The sequence below is a fragment of the Providencia sp. CIM-Carb-044 genome, assembly GCF_033901115.1.
GTDB lineage: Bacteria > Pseudomonadota > Gammaproteobacteria > Enterobacterales > Enterobacteriaceae > Providencia > Providencia hangzhouensis.
The window spans coordinates 16,396-35,241 of sequence record NZ_JAXADV010000006.1; the positions used below are offsets into that span (position 1 = coordinate 16,396).

An 18,846-nucleotide genomic window follows, 5' to 3' on the forward strand; every position below is an offset into this window, starting at 1 on the left:
TCTGTTATCATTAAAAATGACTAGCTTAAAAATAAAAAAACGGGAGCTGGCAAAAAGCAAACTCCCGTTTTTATTAACGATTAGCGGTTAATAATTAGCAATAACCATAGTCCATCAGACGCTGATAGCGGCGGTTTTTCAACGCTTCGGCATCTAATGCATCTAATTCGTTTAAGTCCTCATTCAGGCGTGCTTTTAGCTGTTCCGCAATTTCATCATAATTACGATGTGCACCGCCTAATGGCTCAGGAATAACATTATCAATTAATTTCAGTTCTTTAAGACGTGGAGCAGTAATCCCCATCGCCTCTGCCGCTAGTGGTGCTTTATCTGCACTTTTCCATAGAATGGAAGCACAGCCTTCTGGTGAAATAACAGAATAAGTACTGTATTGCAGCATATTGACTTTATCACCAACACCGATGGCAAGAGCACCGCCAGAGCCACCTTCACCAATAACAGTACAAATGACTGGGACAGATAAACGTGACATTTCACGTAAATTACGTGCGATAGCCTCTGACTGACCACGCTCTTCAGCACCAACGCCCGGATAAGCCCCAGGAGTATCAATAAAGGTAATAATAGGCAAGTTAAAACGCTCAGCCAGTTCCATCAGACGCAATGCCTTACGGTAACCTTCTGGGGCTGGCATACCAAAATTACGACGGATTTTTTCTTTTGTCTCACGCCCTTTCTGATGCCCAATAATCATAACTGGGCGACCATCTAAACGCGCCATTCCACCCACAATGGCTTTATCATCTGCATAAGCACGATCACCTGCTAATTCTTGGAAATCAGTAAAAATGCGAGAAATATAATCCAATGTATATGGACGACGTGGATGACGAGCGAGTTTAGCGATTTGCCAAGCTCCTAGATCAGAGAAAATTTTACGTGTCAGTTCAACACTTTTTTCACGTAAACGAGCAACCTCTTCATCTAGGTTGACTTCTAAGTTGTTATCTTGACGGCTAACCGCTGTTAGAGAATCAATTTTCGCCTCTAATTCCGCGATTGGCTGTTCAAAATCAAGAAAATCCAGACTCATAATATTCCTATTTTAGTCAAATTCTAATTCTACCTGCTCACTACCCAGCAGAGTTCGAAGATCGTTCAGAAGGGGATCCACTGGCGTCACACGCCAAACAACACCAAATTTAAGCTTGGCTCTGGCATCATCCTTCTGGTAATACAGATGAACCGGGATCGTTCCTGAACGATGAGGTTCAAGAGTACTGCGAAGCCGGTTCAGCAATTGATCGTTAATTTGTTTATCTGACAGTGAAATTGCAAGTCCTCGTGCATATTTCTCCCTTGCTTCACTAATATCCATTAACTCACGCACTGTCATTTTATTACCACCATTGAAATCATCAAAGCTGACCTGACCGGTGGCTATCAGGATATTGTCTTTTTCCAACATATGTTGGTATTTATCGAGTGCATCTGAAAATAACATAATATCCAGACGACCGGAACGATCATCAAGCGTACAAATACCTATTCTATTTCCACGCTTGGTTGTAATGACTTTAGCTGAAAGTACTAAACCTACCACAGTTGTCACTTGACCACGAGGGGTGGGGTTCACATCTTTTAATCTAAGCCCATTAGTATAGCGCTCTATTTCGCTCAAGTATCGCGTTATTGGATGCCCTGTTAAATATAAACCAAGCGTTTCGCGTTCACCATCCAATACCACCTGCTCTGGCCATTTAGGCACACTGGCGTATGAACTTTCAACTTGTTCAGGTGCTTCCGCTAATACACCAAACATATCTGCTTGGCCTATTGCCTCTGCTTTAGCGTGTTGGTCAGCCGCTTTTAATGCATCTTCAAGGGAAGACATCAATGCCGCACGGTGAGGGCCTAATCGGTCAAATGCCCCTGCCATGATAAGCTTTTCCATCACACGACGATTAATTTTTTTAATATCAACTCGCGCACAAAGGTCAAAAATCTCTTTAAATATCCCGCCTTGTTGACGCGCTTCAACAATCGCCTCAATCGGGCCTTCACCGACCCCTTTAATTGCACCGATACCGTAAACTATCTCACCTTCATCATTCACATGGAAGTGATAAAGCCCACTATTGATATCTGGTGGCAATACTTTTAAGCCCATTCGCCAACATTCATCAACTAAACCGACCACTTTTTCCGTGTTGTCCATATCAGCGGTCATTACAGCAGCCATAAATTCAGCGGGATAGTGAGCTTTTAACCATAATGTTTGATAAGAAACTAAAGCATAAGCTGCTGAGTGCGATTTATTAAACCCATAACCGGCAAATTTCTCTACCAAGTCAAAGATTTTCATTGATAACTCGCCATCTACCCCGTTTTTGATTGCTCCTTCTTCAAAAACAGAACGCTGCTTCGCCATTTCTTCAGGTTTCTTTTTCCCCATCGCACGACGCAGCATATCTGCACCGCCAAGCGTGTAACCGGCTAAAACCTGAGCAATTTGCATAACCTGTTCTTGGTATAAAATAATACCATATGTGGGCTCTAGAACAGGTTTTAATGATTCATGTTGCCATTGTACATCTGGATACGAAATTTCTTCACGACCATGCTTACGGTCAATAAAGTTATCTACCATGCCTGATTGTAATGGCCCGGGGCGGAATAATGCTACCAGAGCGATCATATCCTCAAAGCAGTCGGGACGTAATCGCTTAATTAAGTCCTTCATTCCACGGGATTCCAACTGGAATACTGCCGTGGTTTCTGAGCGCTGCAGCATATCAAAGCTTTTTTGATCGTGCAGCGGAATCGCCGCAATATCAACCGGCTCTAAGTTTTTCTTAGCACGACGCGCGTTGATCATTTCCAACGCCCAGTTAATGATCGTCAACGTCCGTAAGCCGAGGAAGTCAAACTTCACTAGCCCTGCATATTCGACATCGTTTTTATCGAATTGCGTGACGGGGTTATTACCTTCCGCATCACAATACAGTGGCGCAAAGTCAGTAATTTTAGTTGGAGCGATAACCACCCCACCCGCATGTTTACCGGCATTTCGAGTGACCCCTTCGAGCTTACGCGCCATATCGATAAGCGCTTTAACCTCTTCATCAGCTTCATAAATTTCAGGGAGCTGTGGCTCTGCTTCGAATGCTTTTTCTAGTGTCATACCGGGATCTGGCGGCACTAATTTAGAAATTCTATCAACAAAGCCATATGGGTGCCCAAGTACACGCCCCACGTCGCGGATAACCGCTTTTGCCGCCATCGTACCAAAGGTAATGATTTGTGAAACGGCATCACGCCCATACATTTGGGCTACGTGATCAATGACTTGGTCGCGTTTTTCCATGCAGAAATCGACGTCAAAGTCAGGCATCGAAACACGCTCAGGGTTCAAGAAACGCTCAAATAGTAAATCGAACTCCAACGGGTCAAGGTCAGTAATTTTGAGTGCGTAGGCAACAAGGGAACCTGCCCCCGAACCTCGTCCAGGCCCAACGGGTACGCCGTTATCCTTCGACCATTGGATAAACTCCATAACTATCAAGAAGTAGCCAGGGAAACCCATTTGGTTGATTACGTTGAGTTCGATATCTAAACGCTCATCATACTCAGGACGCCTTTCTGCCCTGATTTTTTCATCAGGAAACAGAAATTCTAAACGCTCTTCGAGCCCCTCTTTAGAGCGCATGACTAAAAAGTCTTCTGTTTTCATATCCCCTGTTGGGAATTGAGGTAAGAAGTATTCACCTAAACGGATCGTCACATTACAACGCTTAGCAATCTCTACACTGTTTTCTAGCGCTTCAGGGATGTCAGCAAACAGCTCACACATCTCTTCTTCGGAACGTAAATATTGCTGAGGGCTATAATTTTTAGGCCTTTTGGGATCTGCTAATGTAAAACCATCATGGATAGCAACACGTATTTCATGAGCGTCAAAATCACTACTTTCAATAAAACAAACATCATTCGTTGCAACGACAGGTAGGCCTTTTTTAGTCGCTAACTCGACAGCCGCATGTAGATAACTTTCTTCATCAGGCCGGCCTGTTCTGACTAACTCTAAATAGTAGCTATCTGGGAAATGAGTTTCATAGAATGCAAGGCACTCATCCACTAAGGATTGGTTTCCCCTTAATAGAAATTGCCCGACATCCCCTTTACGGCCACCGGACAGCAGAATCAAGCCGTCTTTGTGCTTGGCCAGCCATTCTCGTTTTATCGTTGGCCCAACCGCACCATAGCCCTTTTGATATGCTTCAGAAATTAGTAAGGTAAGGTTTTGATAGCCTTCATTATTACGTGCTAAAACAGTTAGGTGAGATATTTCATCACCTAATAATTCACTTTCCACATAAAAATCAGCGCCAATAATGGGTTTGATCCCTGCACCATGCGCTGCACCATAAAACCGGACTAACCCGCAAAGGTTAGTAAAATCGGTGATCGCGAATGCAGGCATACCCATTGAAGCCACTTTTTTAACCAGTGGCCCTGTTTTGGCTAGCCCATCAATCATGGAATAGTCACTATGAACACGTAAATGAATAAAACGAGGTGATGCCATCGACCTAATACCTACTTATTGCTGTCTAAAGCTCTTCTCACAGGAGCAAAGCTTTTACGATGGAATTCGGTTGCACCATACTGCGCCAATTTTTCTAAATGATACGCGGTTGGGTAGCCTTTATGCTTCGCAAAACCATATTCAGGAAAAGCTTTGTCCAACTCAACCATTTCCCTATCCCTAATCACTTTAGCTAAAATGGATGCTGCGCTAATTTCTTGTACTAGGCTGTCGCCCTTAATTACTGCTTGTGAAGGCATTGGCAATTCAGGACAACGGTTACCATCAATTAAAACATACTCAGGAATAATGGATAAACCGGCAACAGCGCGCTGCATAGCTAACATAGTTGCATGTAATATATTTATATTATCAATTTCTTCTGGTTCTGCGCGACCAATACACCAACACAATGCTTTTTCTTGAATTTCATCAAATAATTTCTCACGTTTTTTTTCGGTGAGTTTTTTTGAGTCTGCCAACCCTATAATAGGGTTATTGGGATCAAGAATCACCGCTGCTGTCACTACAGCTCCGACTAATGGGCCTCGACCCACTTCGTCAACACCCGCGATTAAATTTGCTTTTGGATAGATAAATTCCATTAATTTTTGACCATATCTAATACAGCTTCAGCAGCTTGTTTATCTGCGTCACAACGAATAAGCTGATGTAATTGTAAAAAAGTTTCTTTCAGGTTTTCAACCCGCTCGCCACCCTCTAGGAGTGGAAGCAACTGCTGTGCAAGTTTATCAGGCTGGCAATCCTCTTGTAGTAACTCTTTGACAATCTCTTTTCCTGCTAACAAATTAGGCAAAGAAACATACGGCGTTTTCACTAACCGTTTTGCCAACCAGAAGGTGAAAGGTTTCATACGATACCCCACCACCATTGGGCATTTTGTTAGCATACATTCAAGTGCTGCCGTTCCTGATGCTAATAAAGTCGCATCTGCTGCAATCATTGCATCACGAGCTTGGCCATCTAAAGTATGAATTTGCAGTTCAGGCGTAGTATTTTGCTTTATCTCATCAAACTGCTGGCGGCGTTTTTCATTCACCAACGGCACCACAATATGTAAATCCGGGATATTACGCTGTAATATTTTCGCTGTATTAAGAAAATCTGCGCTTAGCATTTCGACTTCGGAATGACGACTTCCTGGCAGTAAGGCTAAACATTTAACATGCTCAGGAATATTCAGCCGATGTCGAGCGGCTTGTTTATCAGGGTGTAATGGAATGGCATCCGCCATTGTGTGCCCGATAAAACGGCAAGGAACATTAAAACGATCGTAAAAGGCTTTTTCAAAAGGTAAGAAAGCTAATACTAAATCCGTTGAACGACCGATTTTAAATACCCGTTTTTGACGCCATGCCCAAACTGATGGGCTAACATAATGAATGGTTTTAATCCCTTTCGATTTTAAGCGCCCCTCAAGGGTAATATTAAAATCAGGGGCATCAATTCCAACAAAAACATCTGGCTGTAATTCGGTAAAACGCTGGGTTAGATCCTTACGGATGGATAATAACCGAGGTAGGCGGCCGAGGACTTCAACGATACCCATGACGGCAAGCTCTTCCATTTCATACCAAGCTTCACAACCTTCGGCTTGCATTAAAGGACCAGCAACACCAACAAAGCGAGCATCTGGTATTTGCTCTTTAAGTGCACGGATAAGCCCCGCACCGAGAATATCACCAGATGTTTCTCCGGCAACAAGGCCAATAGTAAGTGGGCGGCTATTATTCACCGAAATTCGCTCCTTATTAAAGGCCTCGATTCATTAATACTAGATTAACGAATAATACCACGTTTAGACTGCGCTGAATCCTCTAAGAAATCACTAAACACTTTAACGTGTTCATTCGCTTTTGCCGCTTCTGCGATTTCTTCACGAGCTTCTTCTAACGATTTACCTGAACGATATAACACCTTGTATGCATTACGAATAGCATGTAGTGATTCTTTTTCAAAACCACGGCGTTTTAGACCTTCAAGATTTAAACCAAATGGTGTCGCGTGGTTACCTTGTGCAATGACATAAGGCGGCACATCTTGTGCAACACCAGAGCAGCCACCAACCATAACATGAGCACCAATTTTACAAAACTGGTGAACTGCGGTCATCCCACCAATAATGGCATAATCACCAAGTGTTACATGACCACCTAGAGTACCGTTATTTGCAATAATACAACGGTTTCCAATGATACAATCATGAGCAATATGCACATTCACCATCAGTAAGTTATCATTGCCCACTTTTGTCAGGCCAACATCTTGAACAGTACCACGGTGAATGGTTACGCTTTCACGAATACGGTTTCTGTCCCCGATTTCAACTCGCGTTGGTTCGCCTTGGTATTTAAGATCTTGATTAATCTCACCAATGGAAGCGAACTGGAAAATCACATTGTCACGACCAATTTTTGTATGGCCATTAACGACAACATGAGATTTCAGTTCAGTGCCTTCACCAATTTCAACATTCGCGCCAATATAACAAAAAGGGCCAATATGAACATTGGCACCGATGATAGCTCCATCTTCTACGATAGAGGATGGATGAATATAGGCTGTTTTATCAATCATATCAGACCTCACGACGACGGGCGCACATCATTTCTGCTTCGCAGGCCACTTCTCCATCAACTTTAGCAACACCTTTAAAACGTGCAACTCCGCGACGTTCTTTGATAAATTCTACTTCTAAGACCATTTGGTCTCCTGGTAGAACGGGACGTTTAAAACGCGCATTGTCTATCGCTGCAAAATAGTACAACTCACCCGGCTCTAATTTTCCAACGCTTTTAAACGCAAGAATTCCTGTCGCTTGCGCCATGGCTTCTAAAATCAATACACCAGGGAAAATAGGTTTACTAGGGAAGTGTCCTTGGAAAAATGGCTCGTTAAATGACACATTTTTCACTGCACGTAATGATTTGCCTTTTTCAAAATCCAATACACGGTCAACCAGAAGGAATGGGTAACGGTGCGGAAGCAGTTCTAAGATTTCTTCTATATTCAGAGTATGATTATCACTCATCGAAATACTCTTCCTGTCTATTAATACGGTTTAATTAATGAATCGGCCTGCTTTAACCTTAAATTAGGTTAACTGGCAGGCCGGAAAACGTAACTCAGATAACTATTTTAGCCTGAATTACAAAATGATTACTGTTTTTTTTGATTTTGGCTATCTAATTCACGCTCAACATGTTTCAGTCGCTTATTTATCTCATTGATATTTAAGACTAAAGCAGCTGTTTTACGCCAAGTTTTATTAGGCTGTAAAGGAATCCCTGAAGAATATACTCCTGGTTCAGTGATAGGTCTCATGACCATCCCCATTCCTGTTACTGTGACCTTATCGCAAATTTCCATATGGCCGTTGATGACACTGGCACCACCAATCATACAGTAACGGCCGATTTTTAAACTACCAGCCATGATAACACCACCAGCAACTGCGGTATTATCACCAATTATGACATTGTGTGCAATTTGGCACTGGTTATCGATAATAACCCCATTGCCAATTACTGTGTTATCTAAAGCACCTCGGTCAATGGTTGTACTCGCACCGATCTCAACACGATCGCCGATGATCACTGTGCCTAATTGAGGAATTTTGATCCAATTACCACGATCATTCGCATAGCCGAAACCATCAGAGCCAATGACTGTGCCAGATTGAACTAAACAGTGTTCGCCAATCTCAACATTGTGGTATACGCTGACATTCGCCCACAAACGGGTTCCTGTACCAATACGCGTATTTTTGCCCACAAAACAACCTGCGCCAATCACCACATTATCGCCAAGCTCAACACCACTTTCGATAACGGCATTTGCGCCAATTGCGACATTCTTACCAAGTTTTGCATCATCAGCAATTACCGCTGATGCATGGATATCTTCAGCTGGGCTTGGCGTTGTATCCATAATTTGAGCCATGCGTGCATAAGCAAGGTATGGGTTATCCACTACCAGCGCAGCCACTTTGCATGCTTCAAGATCTTTTGCTGTGAGAACCACCGCTGCAGCTTGGCAATCTGCCAATTTGTCACTATAACGGCTGTCAGATAGAAAAGTAATCTGTTGATTATTCGCTGAATGCATTGGAGCAATACCGGTGATGGTAATATCACCATCACCGTGTAATTGCGCATTCAACTGCTGAGCAAGGTCAGCCAATCGAATTGAAGACATCTATTATTTAACCTGTTTTTGAACCTGACTTGTAATGTCAACGCTATCTTTTGCATAAGCAACTGCATTTGCATCGATAACGACATCATAGCCTTCTTTAGCTGCAACAGCCTTAATAGAGTTCTGAATACGAGTTAAAATTTTAGTACGCTCTTCGCCTTGGCGACGGCGGTTGTCTTCTTCAAATTTTTGAGCTTTTTCAGCGAATTGATCACGTTTAGTCATGAGTTCAGATTCAAGCTTTTCGCGCTCACTTTGTTTCATTGTTGCACCATCACGACGCAATTTTTCAACACGAGTTTGCAAATCTTTTTCTAGATTTTGTAACTCAGTCGCACGACTTTTGAATTCACTTTCAAGCTGTTTAGCAACGGCTTCACGCGCTGGCATATTTTGGAAAATTTCACCAACATTGACGATAGCGATTTTTTCAGCATAAGCCCCCGCAGACATTGCTAAAGCAATACTCACACCCGCTGCACACAACAATTTTTTCACACTAAACTCCTTAACCCATACGTATGGCTGGAAATTTTGGTTGCTCCCACAAAAACATGGGAGCCTTCATAGATAGAAACTGGAATAGATTACCACGTTCTACCAATATTAAATTGGAACTGTTCTGATTTATCCCCTTCGTAGTCCTTAATCGGCTGCGCATAAGAGAAGACCAGTGGTCCAAGTGGAGACATCCATTGTAAAGCCACACCCGCAGAAGCTCGGATATTGCTTGCCTTACCATAGTCAGGCATACCTTCGCGCCAAGCCGCAGGAATACTGTTCCAATTAGTGTCCCATACCGTACCTGCATCAACAAAGAGAGAGGTACGAACGGAGTTCGAATACTTCTCGTCAATAAATGGAGTCGGAGTGATTAACTCAAATGATGCCGCGTACATCGCATTACCACCGACCGCATCACTTGATGGGCTTCCAGGCTCTGGGCCATCTTTTCCATTAATTTTCTTCAAATAAACCGCTTTTGGACCGATATTATTCGAACGGAAACCACGAATAGTGCTTGAACCACCCGCATAGAAGTTTTCATAGAATGGCATTTGCTTACTGCCAATACCATCACCATAACCTGCTTGTGCACGCCCCAGAACTACCCAAGTTTCGTCTTCGTCCAGTGGATAATACTGCGCTGTATCAAAGCGTAGTTTATAGTATTCGTTATCAGAACCAGGAATTGTCACTTTACCCGATACGTTCGTTTTATTACCCGATGTCGGGAAGAAACCACGGTTTAACGAGTTATAAGTCCAACCTAAGTTAAGTGTGAAGTCATCCGCATCAAAGCTTTCTTTATTACGTCCGTTCTCTGTAACTGGTGGATTTTTACCCATAGAATCAAGGTAATCCCACATGGCAGCTTGAGCACGCATATCCGAAAGTCGGTTATGAACATAACCCGCACCGACGCGGAAAGAGTTATTTTCATTAAATGGGAAGCTTAAGAAACTGTCTAGGCCATACGTTTTGTTGTTATAGCCTGATAGATCCGCATCTTTCGCACTAAAGTCGTTATAGAAAATACGGCCGCCTAAGCTCACACCATTAACGGTGAAGTACGGGTCAGTAAATGAGAATTCAACGTTAGTTGAGTAGTCATTTTTACTTGCGTTAATACCAACTGCGTTACCTGTACCTAACCAGTTATCTTGTGTAACCCCAACTTGGAAGCTCACACCACTTTCAGTACCAAAACCGATACCAAAGTTCATTGAACCAGTATTACGCTCTTTAACCTTGTAGATAACATCTACTTGGTCAGGGCTACCAGGTACACGTTGAGTCTCTACATCAACAGTTTCGAAATAACCTGTACGATTCAGACGTTCTTTACCTAGTTCAACTAAATCATTTCCGAGCCATGCACCTTCCATTTGGCGCATTTCACGACGTAAAACAGTATCTTTACTGGTGTCATTGCCTTGGAAACGAATCTCACGCACATAGAAACGGTTACCTGCATCAATGTTTAAGTGCAATTTAACTGTTTTATCTGCATCGTTGATTTCAGGTTGTGTCATTACTCGAGGATATGCATAACCATAGCGGCCAAACATATCTTTGATTTTGTTTTCCATACTTGTCACTTGAGCACCGTTATATAATTCTCCCGGTGTAATAGTGATAAGCTCTTGGATTTCAGTTAAATGATCCGCCGTATTACCATTAACTTCGACACCCGATATTTTATATTGGTCGCCTTCAGTAATGTTAATAGTAATATAAATGCCTTTTTTGTCTGGGGTCAGACTGACTTGCGTGGAGTCTATATTAAAACGCGCATAACCACGATCAAGATAAAAACTGCGCAGAGTTTCTAAGTCACCCGCCAGTTTTTGCTTCTGATATTTCTGGTCAGCAGCAAGGTTCCACCAAGGAACATCATCACGCAATTGCAGCTTATTAACTAATTCTGCTGTAGTGTAATTTTTATTACCTACAATATTAATTTGCTGAATTTGAGCTGAAACACCTTCAGAGAAAACAAATTTTAAATCCACACGGTTACGTGGCAAAGGCGTTACAACAGCTTTTACTGTTGCATTATATTTACCAACGCTATAGTAAAAGTCTTCTAAACCTTTTTCGATATTTGCAATTGTCGTGCGGTCGAGTGCCTCACCAACGCGGATATTTGAAGCTTCCAAGTTCTGCTTGAGCATATCATCTTTAACAGACTTATTGCCTGTAAAGGTGATACTTGCAATCGTTGGCCGCTCTTTAACTTGAACGATCAGCGTGTTTCCATCACGCAGGACCCTAACATCTTCGAAGTTACCGGTTGAAAATAGGGAACGAATCGAACGGCTGATATCATCGTTATCAACTGAATCGCCAACCCTAACTGGCATGTTCAATAATGCTGCACCAACGGCGACGCGTTGTAGACCTTCGAAACGAATGTCTTTAACTACGAATCCGTCTGAACCGTATGCAGTGGCGCTGCCGAAAAGCAGCGACGCTATGAGCAACTTTTTCATCGCCATCGTTGTTATGCGTATTCCTTACTGGTCCCCAGCTTACAAAAATTAGAAGCGAGAGAAATCATTAAAAAGTGCAAGTCCCATTAACAGAATCAATGCCATTGCACCTATCCGAAAACTAAAGTCTTGTACTCGCTCAGACACCGGACTTCCTTTAATTTTTTCAATTAATAAGAAGAGCAAGTGCCCCCCATCTAAAACAGGCAATGGAAACAGATTGATGATACCTAAATTGACGCTAATAAGCGCAATAAACATCAAATAATATACCAAGCCTGACTCGGCGGATACCCCCGCACCTTTAGCGATAGATATCGGACCGCTTAAGTTATTGAGTTTGACATCCCCAACAACCAGTTTACCCATCATATTGACCGTCAACTTCATTAACTGCCACGTCTTATCACTGGCTTGGTAAAACGCAGAAAATGGCCCATATTGTTGCACCATCTTATATTCATCTGCTAACGGTAACACTGAAAGTTCTACGCCTGCAAACCCAATTTTCTCCCCACGCGGCCCATCTTGGCTATCAGGGGTCAACGTGAGTGAAATCAATTGCTGCGACCGTTGCACTTCAAGTTTTAACGGGACGCCCGGGTTATTACGAATAATTCGTGTAACGGGATCCCACAGGCCCAGAACTTCCCCGTTAACACTCACTATTCTGTCGCCTTTCTGCAAACCTGCCCGTTCACCAGCTAACCCTTGCGTTACTTTTTGGATAACAGGGTCAATTCTTGCAGAGACAGGCATTATACCTACCGACAAAATCGGATCTTGTTTCTCTGGATCAAACTGCCAAGTGGTTAAATCAACCGTTTTAGTAATCGGTTCATTATAACCACTGGGTAATACTTGCGCTGTCAGTTCACGGTCACCGATTTTACCGACCAATGCTAAACGAACTGAATTCCAATCAGGAGTTTCGATGCCATCAATAGATTTTAGTTCCATTTTTGGTTCAAAATTTGCAATTGCCGCAATAGAGCCTGGCTTTACGTCTTCAATGACAGGTTTCACAGAAGGAACACCAATCATAAAGACTATCCAATAGACAACAATTGCTAATAAAAAGTTCGCGATTGGCCCTGCACCAATAATGGCAGCTCGTTGACCGACAGTTTTATTGTTAAACGCTTGATGGCGACGTTCAGGAGAAACGCTACCAACTCGCTCATCAAGCATTTTGACATAACCCCCTAACGGGATTATCGCCAAAACAAATTCGGTACCATTCTTATCGACTTTGCGCCATAAGGTTTTGCCGAACCCTATAGAAAAGCGCTCAACATAAACACCACAGCGGCGAGCAACCCAGTAATGGCCGAACTCGTGTACTGTAATTAGCACACCTATTGCGATAATAAAGGCAACTAAACTCCAAATAAATCCCATGTATCTTCCTAAAGACCAAAACCGTTAAAAATTAACAAATTTAGCCCAGCAAAAACTGGGATTGCTGCTGTTAGGCTATCAATACGATCCAAGATACCGCCATGCCCTGGAATTAAGTGGCTACTATCTTTAATACCTGATTGGCGCTTAAACATACTCTCAGTTAAATCACCAAACACAGATACTACAACAACAATAATTGAAGTCACTAGCAAATAATCAGGCATCACGGGGATTGGCGCAAAGGCGCTAAATAACCATGAAATAATCCCAGCAGTTATAAGGCCACCCACCAAGCCTTCCCATGTTTTACCAGGAGATACCTTCGGTGCCATTTTGTTGCGCCCGATAGTACGACCAAATGCATAGGCGCCTGAATCAGCCCCCCAAACTAGCAACATGACATACAATAACCACCAAGCTCCAAAGAATGTATCACTTTGATAACCAACGGTTCTTAAAACCATCATTCCACAATAAAATGGGATAATCGTTAACACGCCAAATAATAAGCGAATAACAACTGATTTGCCCCAAGAAGCGGAGGCGGGATAGGTAACAACTAAAATAATCGCTATCCCCCACCAAATAAGGCCAGCCCATAAACCATACAAAATCATAGGCTCAAAGGAGAACTGATTTATATCGGAAATAGAAAATTGCATTGCAAGTAATATTGCAGCAAAAACAACCGCTAAGCCTATGCGCTTAGCTTGAGAGTGCCAGCCGACAAATTGTGCCCATTCCCAAGCACCTAAAGCACAAACCGCAATCACGACAAGCCCAAAATTCGCTGGGGAAAGTAAAAACAGCGCCGCAATAACAATCGGTATTAAAATTATCGCAGTAAGCAAACGATATTTCAGCACATCTTTCCCCTATTCTTTGCCCAGTTCATCATCTGATTCAGCTCCACCATAACGGCGCTCACGCTTACTAAAAGCATCAACTGCACTCTGAAACACCATTTCATCAAAATCTGGCCACAAAACGTTGGTGAAATAAAATTCCGCATATGCGACTTGCCATAATAGGAAGTTGCTTATGCGATGCTCCCCCCCAGTTCTTATGACTAAATCGACATTTTCTTGGTCATGCATACAAATATGGTTATCGATACTTTCTTCATTGATATCATCAATAGAAAGCTCACCACTTTGTACCTTTGCAAATACTTGTTTTACACTGTTACTAATATCCCAGCGGCCACCATAGTTCGCTGCAATATTCAGTTTTAGCCCAGTGTTGTTTTGCGTTAATGCTTCTGCCTTATCAATTCTTTTTCTGAGGCGTTCACTAAAACGGCTAATATCACCAATGACTTTTAGTTTTACATTGTTTTTATGTAGGTTCTTAACTTCATTATCAAGAGCAAAAACAAATAGCTCCATGAGAGAACTGACTTCTTTCTCTGGCCTTCTCCAGTTTTCACTGCTAAAAGCATACAATGTGAGCGAACTAATCTTATTTTTTACCGCAAAGCGCACAGAATTACGGACAGATTCAACGCCTGCCTTATGACCTGTAATTCTGAGCTTCCCTCTTTGTTTAGCCCATCGGCCATTACCATCCATAATGATAGCAACATGCTTAGGCATCATTGAATCAGAGAGATTTTCACCACTAGAGTTCATTAAATATTAATCCTTGTGAGTACCACTTTGAGTATACAGACCAATAATAACTACTATTATTGAATTTGCTGATAAGACACATCCTTAAATCTCTAAGAGGTACTATGTTATTTTTCTTTTTTTAAACACATCACATATTAAAGAGTTATTATGGCTATCAGCAACTAAATAAAACACATACCAGCGTTAAATTGTCTGAGCGATTATTTTTTCTGCATTTTTACGCGCTCGTTCGTCGATTTCTAAGACCTCTTCAATCGAAACAGGTTCAGAAAAAACTTGGCTATCTAATACATTGCGATTAATTTTTGCTATATCCGTAAAGCGTATTTTGCCTTCGAGAAAAGCAGCAACTGTCATTTCATTCGCACCATTAAGTGCCGTCGTAGCGGCTTGCCCTTGGTGGCAGGCATCGATTGCGAGCTTCAAGCAAGGATAGCGTTGATAGTCAGGCTGAACAAATGTTAATGATGAAAGTCTTGCAAAATCAAGAGGTTTCGCACCAGACATGATACGCTTAGGATAAGCCATACTGTATGAAATTGGAGTTCGCATATCAGGCGTGCCCAGTTGTGCTATCACGCTGCCATCTTTATACCGAACCATGGAATGAATAACAGATTGAGGGTGGATAATCACTTCCATTTGCTCGGCGCTCGCATTAAAAAAATAGCAAGCCTCAATATATTCTAGGCCCTTATTCATCATTGTCGCTGAATCGACTGATATTTTTCGCCCCATCGACCAATTTGGGTGGTTACATGCTTCATCAGGGGTCACATTATCAAGATGCGATAACGGTATATCCCTAAATGGCCCACCAGATCCGGTTAAAACAATACTTGAGATACCGGAAGCTGATAAATCGGCAAAACCTAAATTCAGTTGAATAATTTCAGGTAAACTCTGGAAGATAGCATTGTGCTCGCTATCAATAGGAAATACTGTTGCATTGTGCTTGCGAATCTCATTAAAGAATAAACGGCCACTAGTAATTAAAGACTCTTTATTCGCTAATAATATTCTTTTACCTTTGCGTATTGCCGCTAAAGTAGGAAGTAAACCGGCAACCCCAGTAATGGCTGACATAACTTGGTCAGCATCATCCAGACCAGCAAGGTCAATTGCAGCTTGTTTTCCTGACAAAACTTCAGTTTTACAATTATTCTCAGTCAAAATAGTTTTTAGCGCTTTTGCTGACGATTCATCCGCCATTGAGGCATATTTCGGATTAAACTCAAGGCACTGTTTCGCCATTTCAGTGACATTCTTTCCTGCCACTAGAGCAACGATTTGAAATTTTTCGGGATTTTGGCGAACAACAGAAAGTGTATTTGTACCAATTGAGCCTGTAGAACCTAGGATTGTCAGACATTTCATAGTGATTGAGTACTCTGTATTAATTCAATACTGAGATTATATCAGCTTAGAGGTTAGAAAGGATTTTTTAATAAGCTTGAAAAATAATAAAGCCACGCTAACGCACACTTTTACAGTTTGCATTGGTGGCTTTATTATTATGATGGATTAAAATTCCATCAACTCTGCTTCTTTTTGCGCTAATGCTTCATCAACTTTTTTGATGTAGCTATCAGTCAGCTTTTGGATATCATCTTGTGAACGACGCTCGTCATCTTCACTGATTTCTTTATCTTTCAGTAATGCTTTCACTTTGTCGTTAGCATCACGGCGAACGTTACGGACTGCGATACGGCCTTGCTCTGCATCACCACGAACCACTTTAATTAAGTCTTTACGACGCTCTTCCGTTAATGGAGGAAGTGGAACACGGATAACAGTACCCGCTGATGATGGGTTTAAGCCTAAATCAGATGCCATGATTGCTTTTTCAATCGCAGGTGACATGCTACGGTCAAAAACAGAAATAGCTAATGTGCGTGAATCTTCAACAGTGACGTTAGCTAATTGGCGCAAAGGTGTCGCTGAACCATAGTATTCAACAGTGATACCGTCTAATAGGCTTGGAGATGCACGGCCTGTGCGAACTTTACTAATTTGGCTTTTGAATGCTTCAAGGCTCTTTTCCATACGGTCTTGAGCATCTTTTTGGATTTCGTTAATCACGTTTTCAACCCTTAAGAACTGGTTATTAAAGGCCGCATGCGACCTCGCTTAAATTGTCTGAATTTATATTAGATAATACATTTAAACTCAGGTCATGTCTCTGAGTATTAATTGTGAGAAATCAGAGTTCCTTCATTTTCGCCCATAACAACGCGACGTAAAGCGCCCGGTTTATTCATATTGAATACGCGAATCGGTAAGTTATGGTCACGTGCTAATGTGAATGCCGCTAAATCCATCACTTTAAGTTCACGTTCCAAAACCTCTTGGTAACTCAGATTTTCATAAAGGACTGCGTCTGGGTCTTTAGCAGGGTCTGCTGAATACACACCATCAACTTTTGTCGCTTTTAACACGACATCCGCTTCAATTTCAATACCACGTAGGCATGCAGCGGAGTCTGTTGTAAAGAATGGGTTGCCTGTTCCTGCAGAAAAAATAACAACACGGCCGTGACGTAACAAGCTAATGGCCTCTGCCCAGCTATAGTTATCACAGACACCGTTAAGTGGGATCGCAGACATCAGTCTTGCATTCACATAGGCGCGATGTAATGCATCACGCATTGCGAGTCCGTTCATCACAGTTGCTAGCATCCCCATGTGGTCTCCGACAACACGGTTCATTCCAGCTTGTGCCAAACCAGCACCACGAAACAGGTTACCACCGCCAATAACCACACCGACCTGTATACCCAGTTCTATGAGTTCTTTAATTTCCTGAGCCATACGATCTAAAACGCTAGCATCGATACCAAAACCTTCTGCCCCTTGCAAGGCTTCGCCACTTAATTTAAGCAGAATACGCTGATAAACGGGTTTTGCATTGGTTGCCATGGTGTTCTGTCCTAACAGATATTTATTGGGGTAACACACGTAGAATTACAGTGTTCTACGTACCTAAATTTTGAATTAGTTTAAATATAATTTTTTTATACACAAGAATTCTAGCGCAATGCCTATGACGCTAACACCGCAGGGAATATACGTATATAAAACAGAGCCGCCAATTGGCGGCCCTTAGTTGATTACTTGCTCATTGCAGCAACTTCTGCTGCAAAGTCAGTTTCAACTTTCTCGATACCTTCACCTACTTCGAAACGAAGGAAACCAGAAACAGTAGCACCTTTCTCTTTCAGTAAGTCACCAACAGATTTGCTTGGGTCCATTACGAAAGGCTGGCCAGTCAGAGAGATTTCGCCAGTGAATTTGTTCATGCGACCGATAACCATTTTTTCAGCGATTTCGCGTGGTTTGCCAGATTGCATTGCGATGTCTAACTGGATTTGGTGCTCATGAGCAACAACATCAGCAGGAACATCATCTGGAGTCACATATTCAGGTTTGCTTGCAGCGATATGCATAGCGATGTGTTTCAGTAATTCTTCGTCAGCGCCTTCAGCCGCAACTAAAACACCAATACGAGCACCGTGCAGGTAGCTACCTACTTGTGCGCCTTCCAGAATAGCAACGCGACGAATATTGATGTTTTCACCAATTTTCGCAACTAATGTTGTACGAGCTTCTTCGAATTTTGCTTTCAGCGCATCGATGTCAGCATTTTTGTCAGCAACAACAGAAGCCAAAACTTCTTTACCGAATGCTAAGAAGCCTGCGTCTTTAGCAACGAAGTCAGTTTCACAGTTCAGCTCAACCAGAGCACCTGTTTTACCACCGTTGAAAACTTCAGTCAGGATAACACCTTCAGCTGCAACGCGACCTGCTTTTTTAGCCGCTTTTGCTTGACCTGATTTACGCATGTTATCAATCGCTAATTCGATGTCGCCATTAGCTTCAACGAGTGCTTTTTTACATTCCATCATACCTGCGCCAGTACGTTCGCGCAGTTCTTTTACCAATGCAGCGGTAATTCCAGACATGTGATTTATTCCTCGATATTCCCCGTGGGAGTCTTCCCCACGTGGATAGTTCTGATTCATATATAGAAGGGGCCTAAATCAGGC

16 protein-coding genes are annotated in these 18,846 nt (G+C 42.3%); all 16 read right to left on the bottom strand.

Annotation, left to right across the window (positions count from 1 at the left end; translation table 11 throughout):
* Positions 1 to 94: 94 nt before the first annotated feature.
* A complete protein-coding gene (gene accA / locus SJ312_RS12955) occupies positions 95 to 1,054 on the bottom strand; it encodes an acetyl-CoA carboxylase carboxyl transferase subunit alpha (protein WP_004257429.1) in 960 nt (319 codons plus the stop codon).
* A 12-nt stretch (positions 1,055 to 1,066) separates the two neighbouring features.
* On the bottom strand, positions 1,067 to 4,549 hold the full coding sequence (gene dnaE, locus SJ312_RS12960) for a DNA polymerase III subunit alpha (RefSeq protein ID WP_036957990.1): 3,483 nt from the start codon (positions 4,547 to 4,549) through the stop codon (positions 1,067 to 1,069).
* Between the two features lie 11 nt (positions 4,550 to 4,560).
* Complete coding sequence (gene rnhB, locus SJ312_RS12965; RefSeq protein WP_004257437.1) at positions 4,561 to 5,154, bottom strand: ribonuclease HII; 594 nt, start codon at positions 5,152 to 5,154, stop codon at positions 4,561 to 4,563.
* Positions 5,154 to 6,305, bottom strand: a complete 1,152-nt coding sequence (lpxB, locus tag SJ312_RS12970; protein WP_004257441.1) for a lipid-A-disaccharide synthase — start codon at positions 6,303 to 6,305, stop codon at positions 5,154 to 5,156. Before lpxB ends, rnhB begins: the two co-directional genes overlap by 1 nt.
* A gap of 44 nt (positions 6,306 to 6,349) precedes the next feature.
* On the bottom strand, positions 6,350 to 7,147 hold the full coding sequence (lpxA, locus tag SJ312_RS12975) for an acyl-ACP--UDP-N-acetylglucosamine O-acyltransferase (protein ID WP_004257444.1): 798 nt from the start codon (positions 7,145 to 7,147) through the stop codon (positions 6,350 to 6,352).
* 1 nt (position 7,148) lies between these two features.
* A complete protein-coding gene (gene fabZ / locus SJ312_RS12980) occupies positions 7,149 to 7,601 on the bottom strand; it encodes a 3-hydroxyacyl-ACP dehydratase FabZ (protein ID WP_004257450.1) in 453 nt (150 codons plus the stop codon).
* A gap of 128 nt (positions 7,602 to 7,729) precedes the next feature.
* Positions 7,730 to 8,767 (bottom strand): UDP-3-O-(3-hydroxymyristoyl)glucosamine N-acyltransferase, encoded by a 1,038-nt coding sequence (gene lpxD, locus SJ312_RS12985; RefSeq protein WP_004257454.1) that lies wholly within the window; start codon positions 8,765 to 8,767, stop codon positions 7,730 to 7,732.
* Between the two features lie 3 nt (positions 8,768 to 8,770).
* Entirely contained in the window at positions 8,771 to 9,265 is a 495-nt protein-coding gene (skp, locus tag SJ312_RS12990; protein ID WP_036957991.1) for a molecular chaperone Skp, read from the bottom strand.
* Positions 9,266 to 9,354: 89 nt separating this feature from the next.
* Positions 9,355 to 11,769, bottom strand: coding sequence for an outer membrane protein assembly factor BamA (gene bamA, locus SJ312_RS12995; RefSeq protein ID WP_004257462.1), 2,415 nt, complete (start codon positions 11,767 to 11,769; stop codon positions 9,355 to 9,357).
* Between the two features lie 42 nt (positions 11,770 to 11,811).
* A complete protein-coding gene (rseP, locus tag SJ312_RS13000) occupies positions 11,812 to 13,164 on the bottom strand; it encodes a sigma E protease regulator RseP (protein ID WP_004257481.1) in 1,353 nt (450 codons plus the stop codon).
* Between the two features lie 8 nt (positions 13,165 to 13,172).
* A complete protein-coding gene (gene cdsA, locus SJ312_RS13005) occupies positions 13,173 to 14,033 on the bottom strand; it encodes a phosphatidate cytidylyltransferase (RefSeq protein ID WP_319867907.1) in 861 nt (286 codons plus the stop codon).
* A 9-nt stretch (positions 14,034 to 14,042) separates the two neighbouring features.
* Positions 14,043 to 14,798, bottom strand: a complete 756-nt coding sequence (gene uppS, locus SJ312_RS13010; protein WP_004257489.1) for a polyprenyl diphosphate synthase — start codon at positions 14,796 to 14,798, stop codon at positions 14,043 to 14,045.
* 186 nt (positions 14,799 to 14,984) lie between these two features.
* A complete protein-coding gene (gene ispC / locus SJ312_RS13015; RefSeq protein WP_153674111.1) occupies positions 14,985 to 16,178 on the bottom strand; it encodes a 1-deoxy-D-xylulose-5-phosphate reductoisomerase in 1,194 nt (397 codons plus the stop codon).
* 147 nt (positions 16,179 to 16,325) lie between these two features.
* The gene (gene frr / locus SJ312_RS13020) at positions 16,326 to 16,883 is read right to left on the bottom strand and encodes a ribosome recycling factor (protein WP_004257496.1); all 558 of its coding nucleotides are present in this window, start codon (positions 16,881 to 16,883) and stop codon (positions 16,326 to 16,328) included.
* Between the two features lie 107 nt (positions 16,884 to 16,990).
* Positions 16,991 to 17,719 (bottom strand): UMP kinase, encoded by a 729-nt coding sequence (gene pyrH, locus SJ312_RS13025; protein WP_004257499.1) that lies wholly within the window; start codon positions 17,717 to 17,719, stop codon positions 16,991 to 16,993.
* 191 nt (positions 17,720 to 17,910) lie between these two features.
* Positions 17,911 to 18,762: a translation elongation factor Ts gene (tsf, locus tag SJ312_RS13030; protein ID WP_004908761.1), complete on the bottom strand. Its 852-nt coding sequence runs from the start codon at positions 18,760 to 18,762 to the stop codon at positions 17,911 to 17,913.
* Positions 18,763 to 18,846: the final 84 nt, after the last annotated feature.

Excerpts from the sequence above, each read along its gene's own strand:
- accA (WP_004257429.1), bottom strand. The coding sequence starts at position 1,054 with ATGAGTCTGGATTTTCTTGATTTTGAACAGCCAATCGCGGAATTAGAG.
- dnaE (WP_036957990.1), bottom strand. The coding sequence starts at position 4,549 with ATGGCATCACCTCGTTTTATTCATTTACGTGTTCATAGTGACTATTCC.
- rnhB (WP_004257437.1), bottom strand. The coding sequence starts at position 5,154 with ATGGAATTTATCTATCCAAAAGCAAATTTAATCGCGGGTGTTGACGAA.
- lpxA (WP_004257444.1), bottom strand. The coding sequence starts at position 7,147 with ATGATTGATAAAACAGCCTATATTCATCCATCCTCTATCGTAGAAGAT.
- fabZ (WP_004257450.1), bottom strand. The coding sequence starts at position 7,601 with ATGAGTGATAATCATACTCTGAATATAGAAGAAATCTTAGAACTGCTT.
- lpxD (WP_004257454.1), bottom strand. The coding sequence starts at position 8,767 with ATGTCTTCAATTCGATTGGCTGACCTTGCTCAGCAGTTGAATGCGCAA.
- bamA (WP_004257462.1), bottom strand. The coding sequence starts at position 11,769 with ATGGCGATGAAAAAGTTGCTCATAGCGTCGCTGCTTTTCGGCAGCGCC.
- rseP (WP_004257481.1), bottom strand. The coding sequence starts at position 13,164 with ATGGGATTTATTTGGAGTTTAGTTGCCTTTATTATCGCAATAGGTGTG.
- uppS (WP_004257489.1), bottom strand. The coding sequence starts at position 14,798 with ATGAACTCTAGTGGTGAAAATCTCTCTGATTCAATGATGCCTAAGCAT.
- ispC (WP_153674111.1), bottom strand. The coding sequence starts at position 16,178 with ATGAAATGTCTGACAATCCTAGGTTCTACAGGCTCAATTGGTACAAAT.
- pyrH (WP_004257499.1), bottom strand. The coding sequence starts at position 17,719 with ATGGCAACCAATGCAAAACCCGTTTATCAGCGTATTCTGCTTAAATTA.
- tsf (WP_004908761.1), bottom strand. The coding sequence starts at position 18,762 with ATGTCTGGAATTACCGCTGCATTGGTAAAAGAACTGCGCGAACGTACT.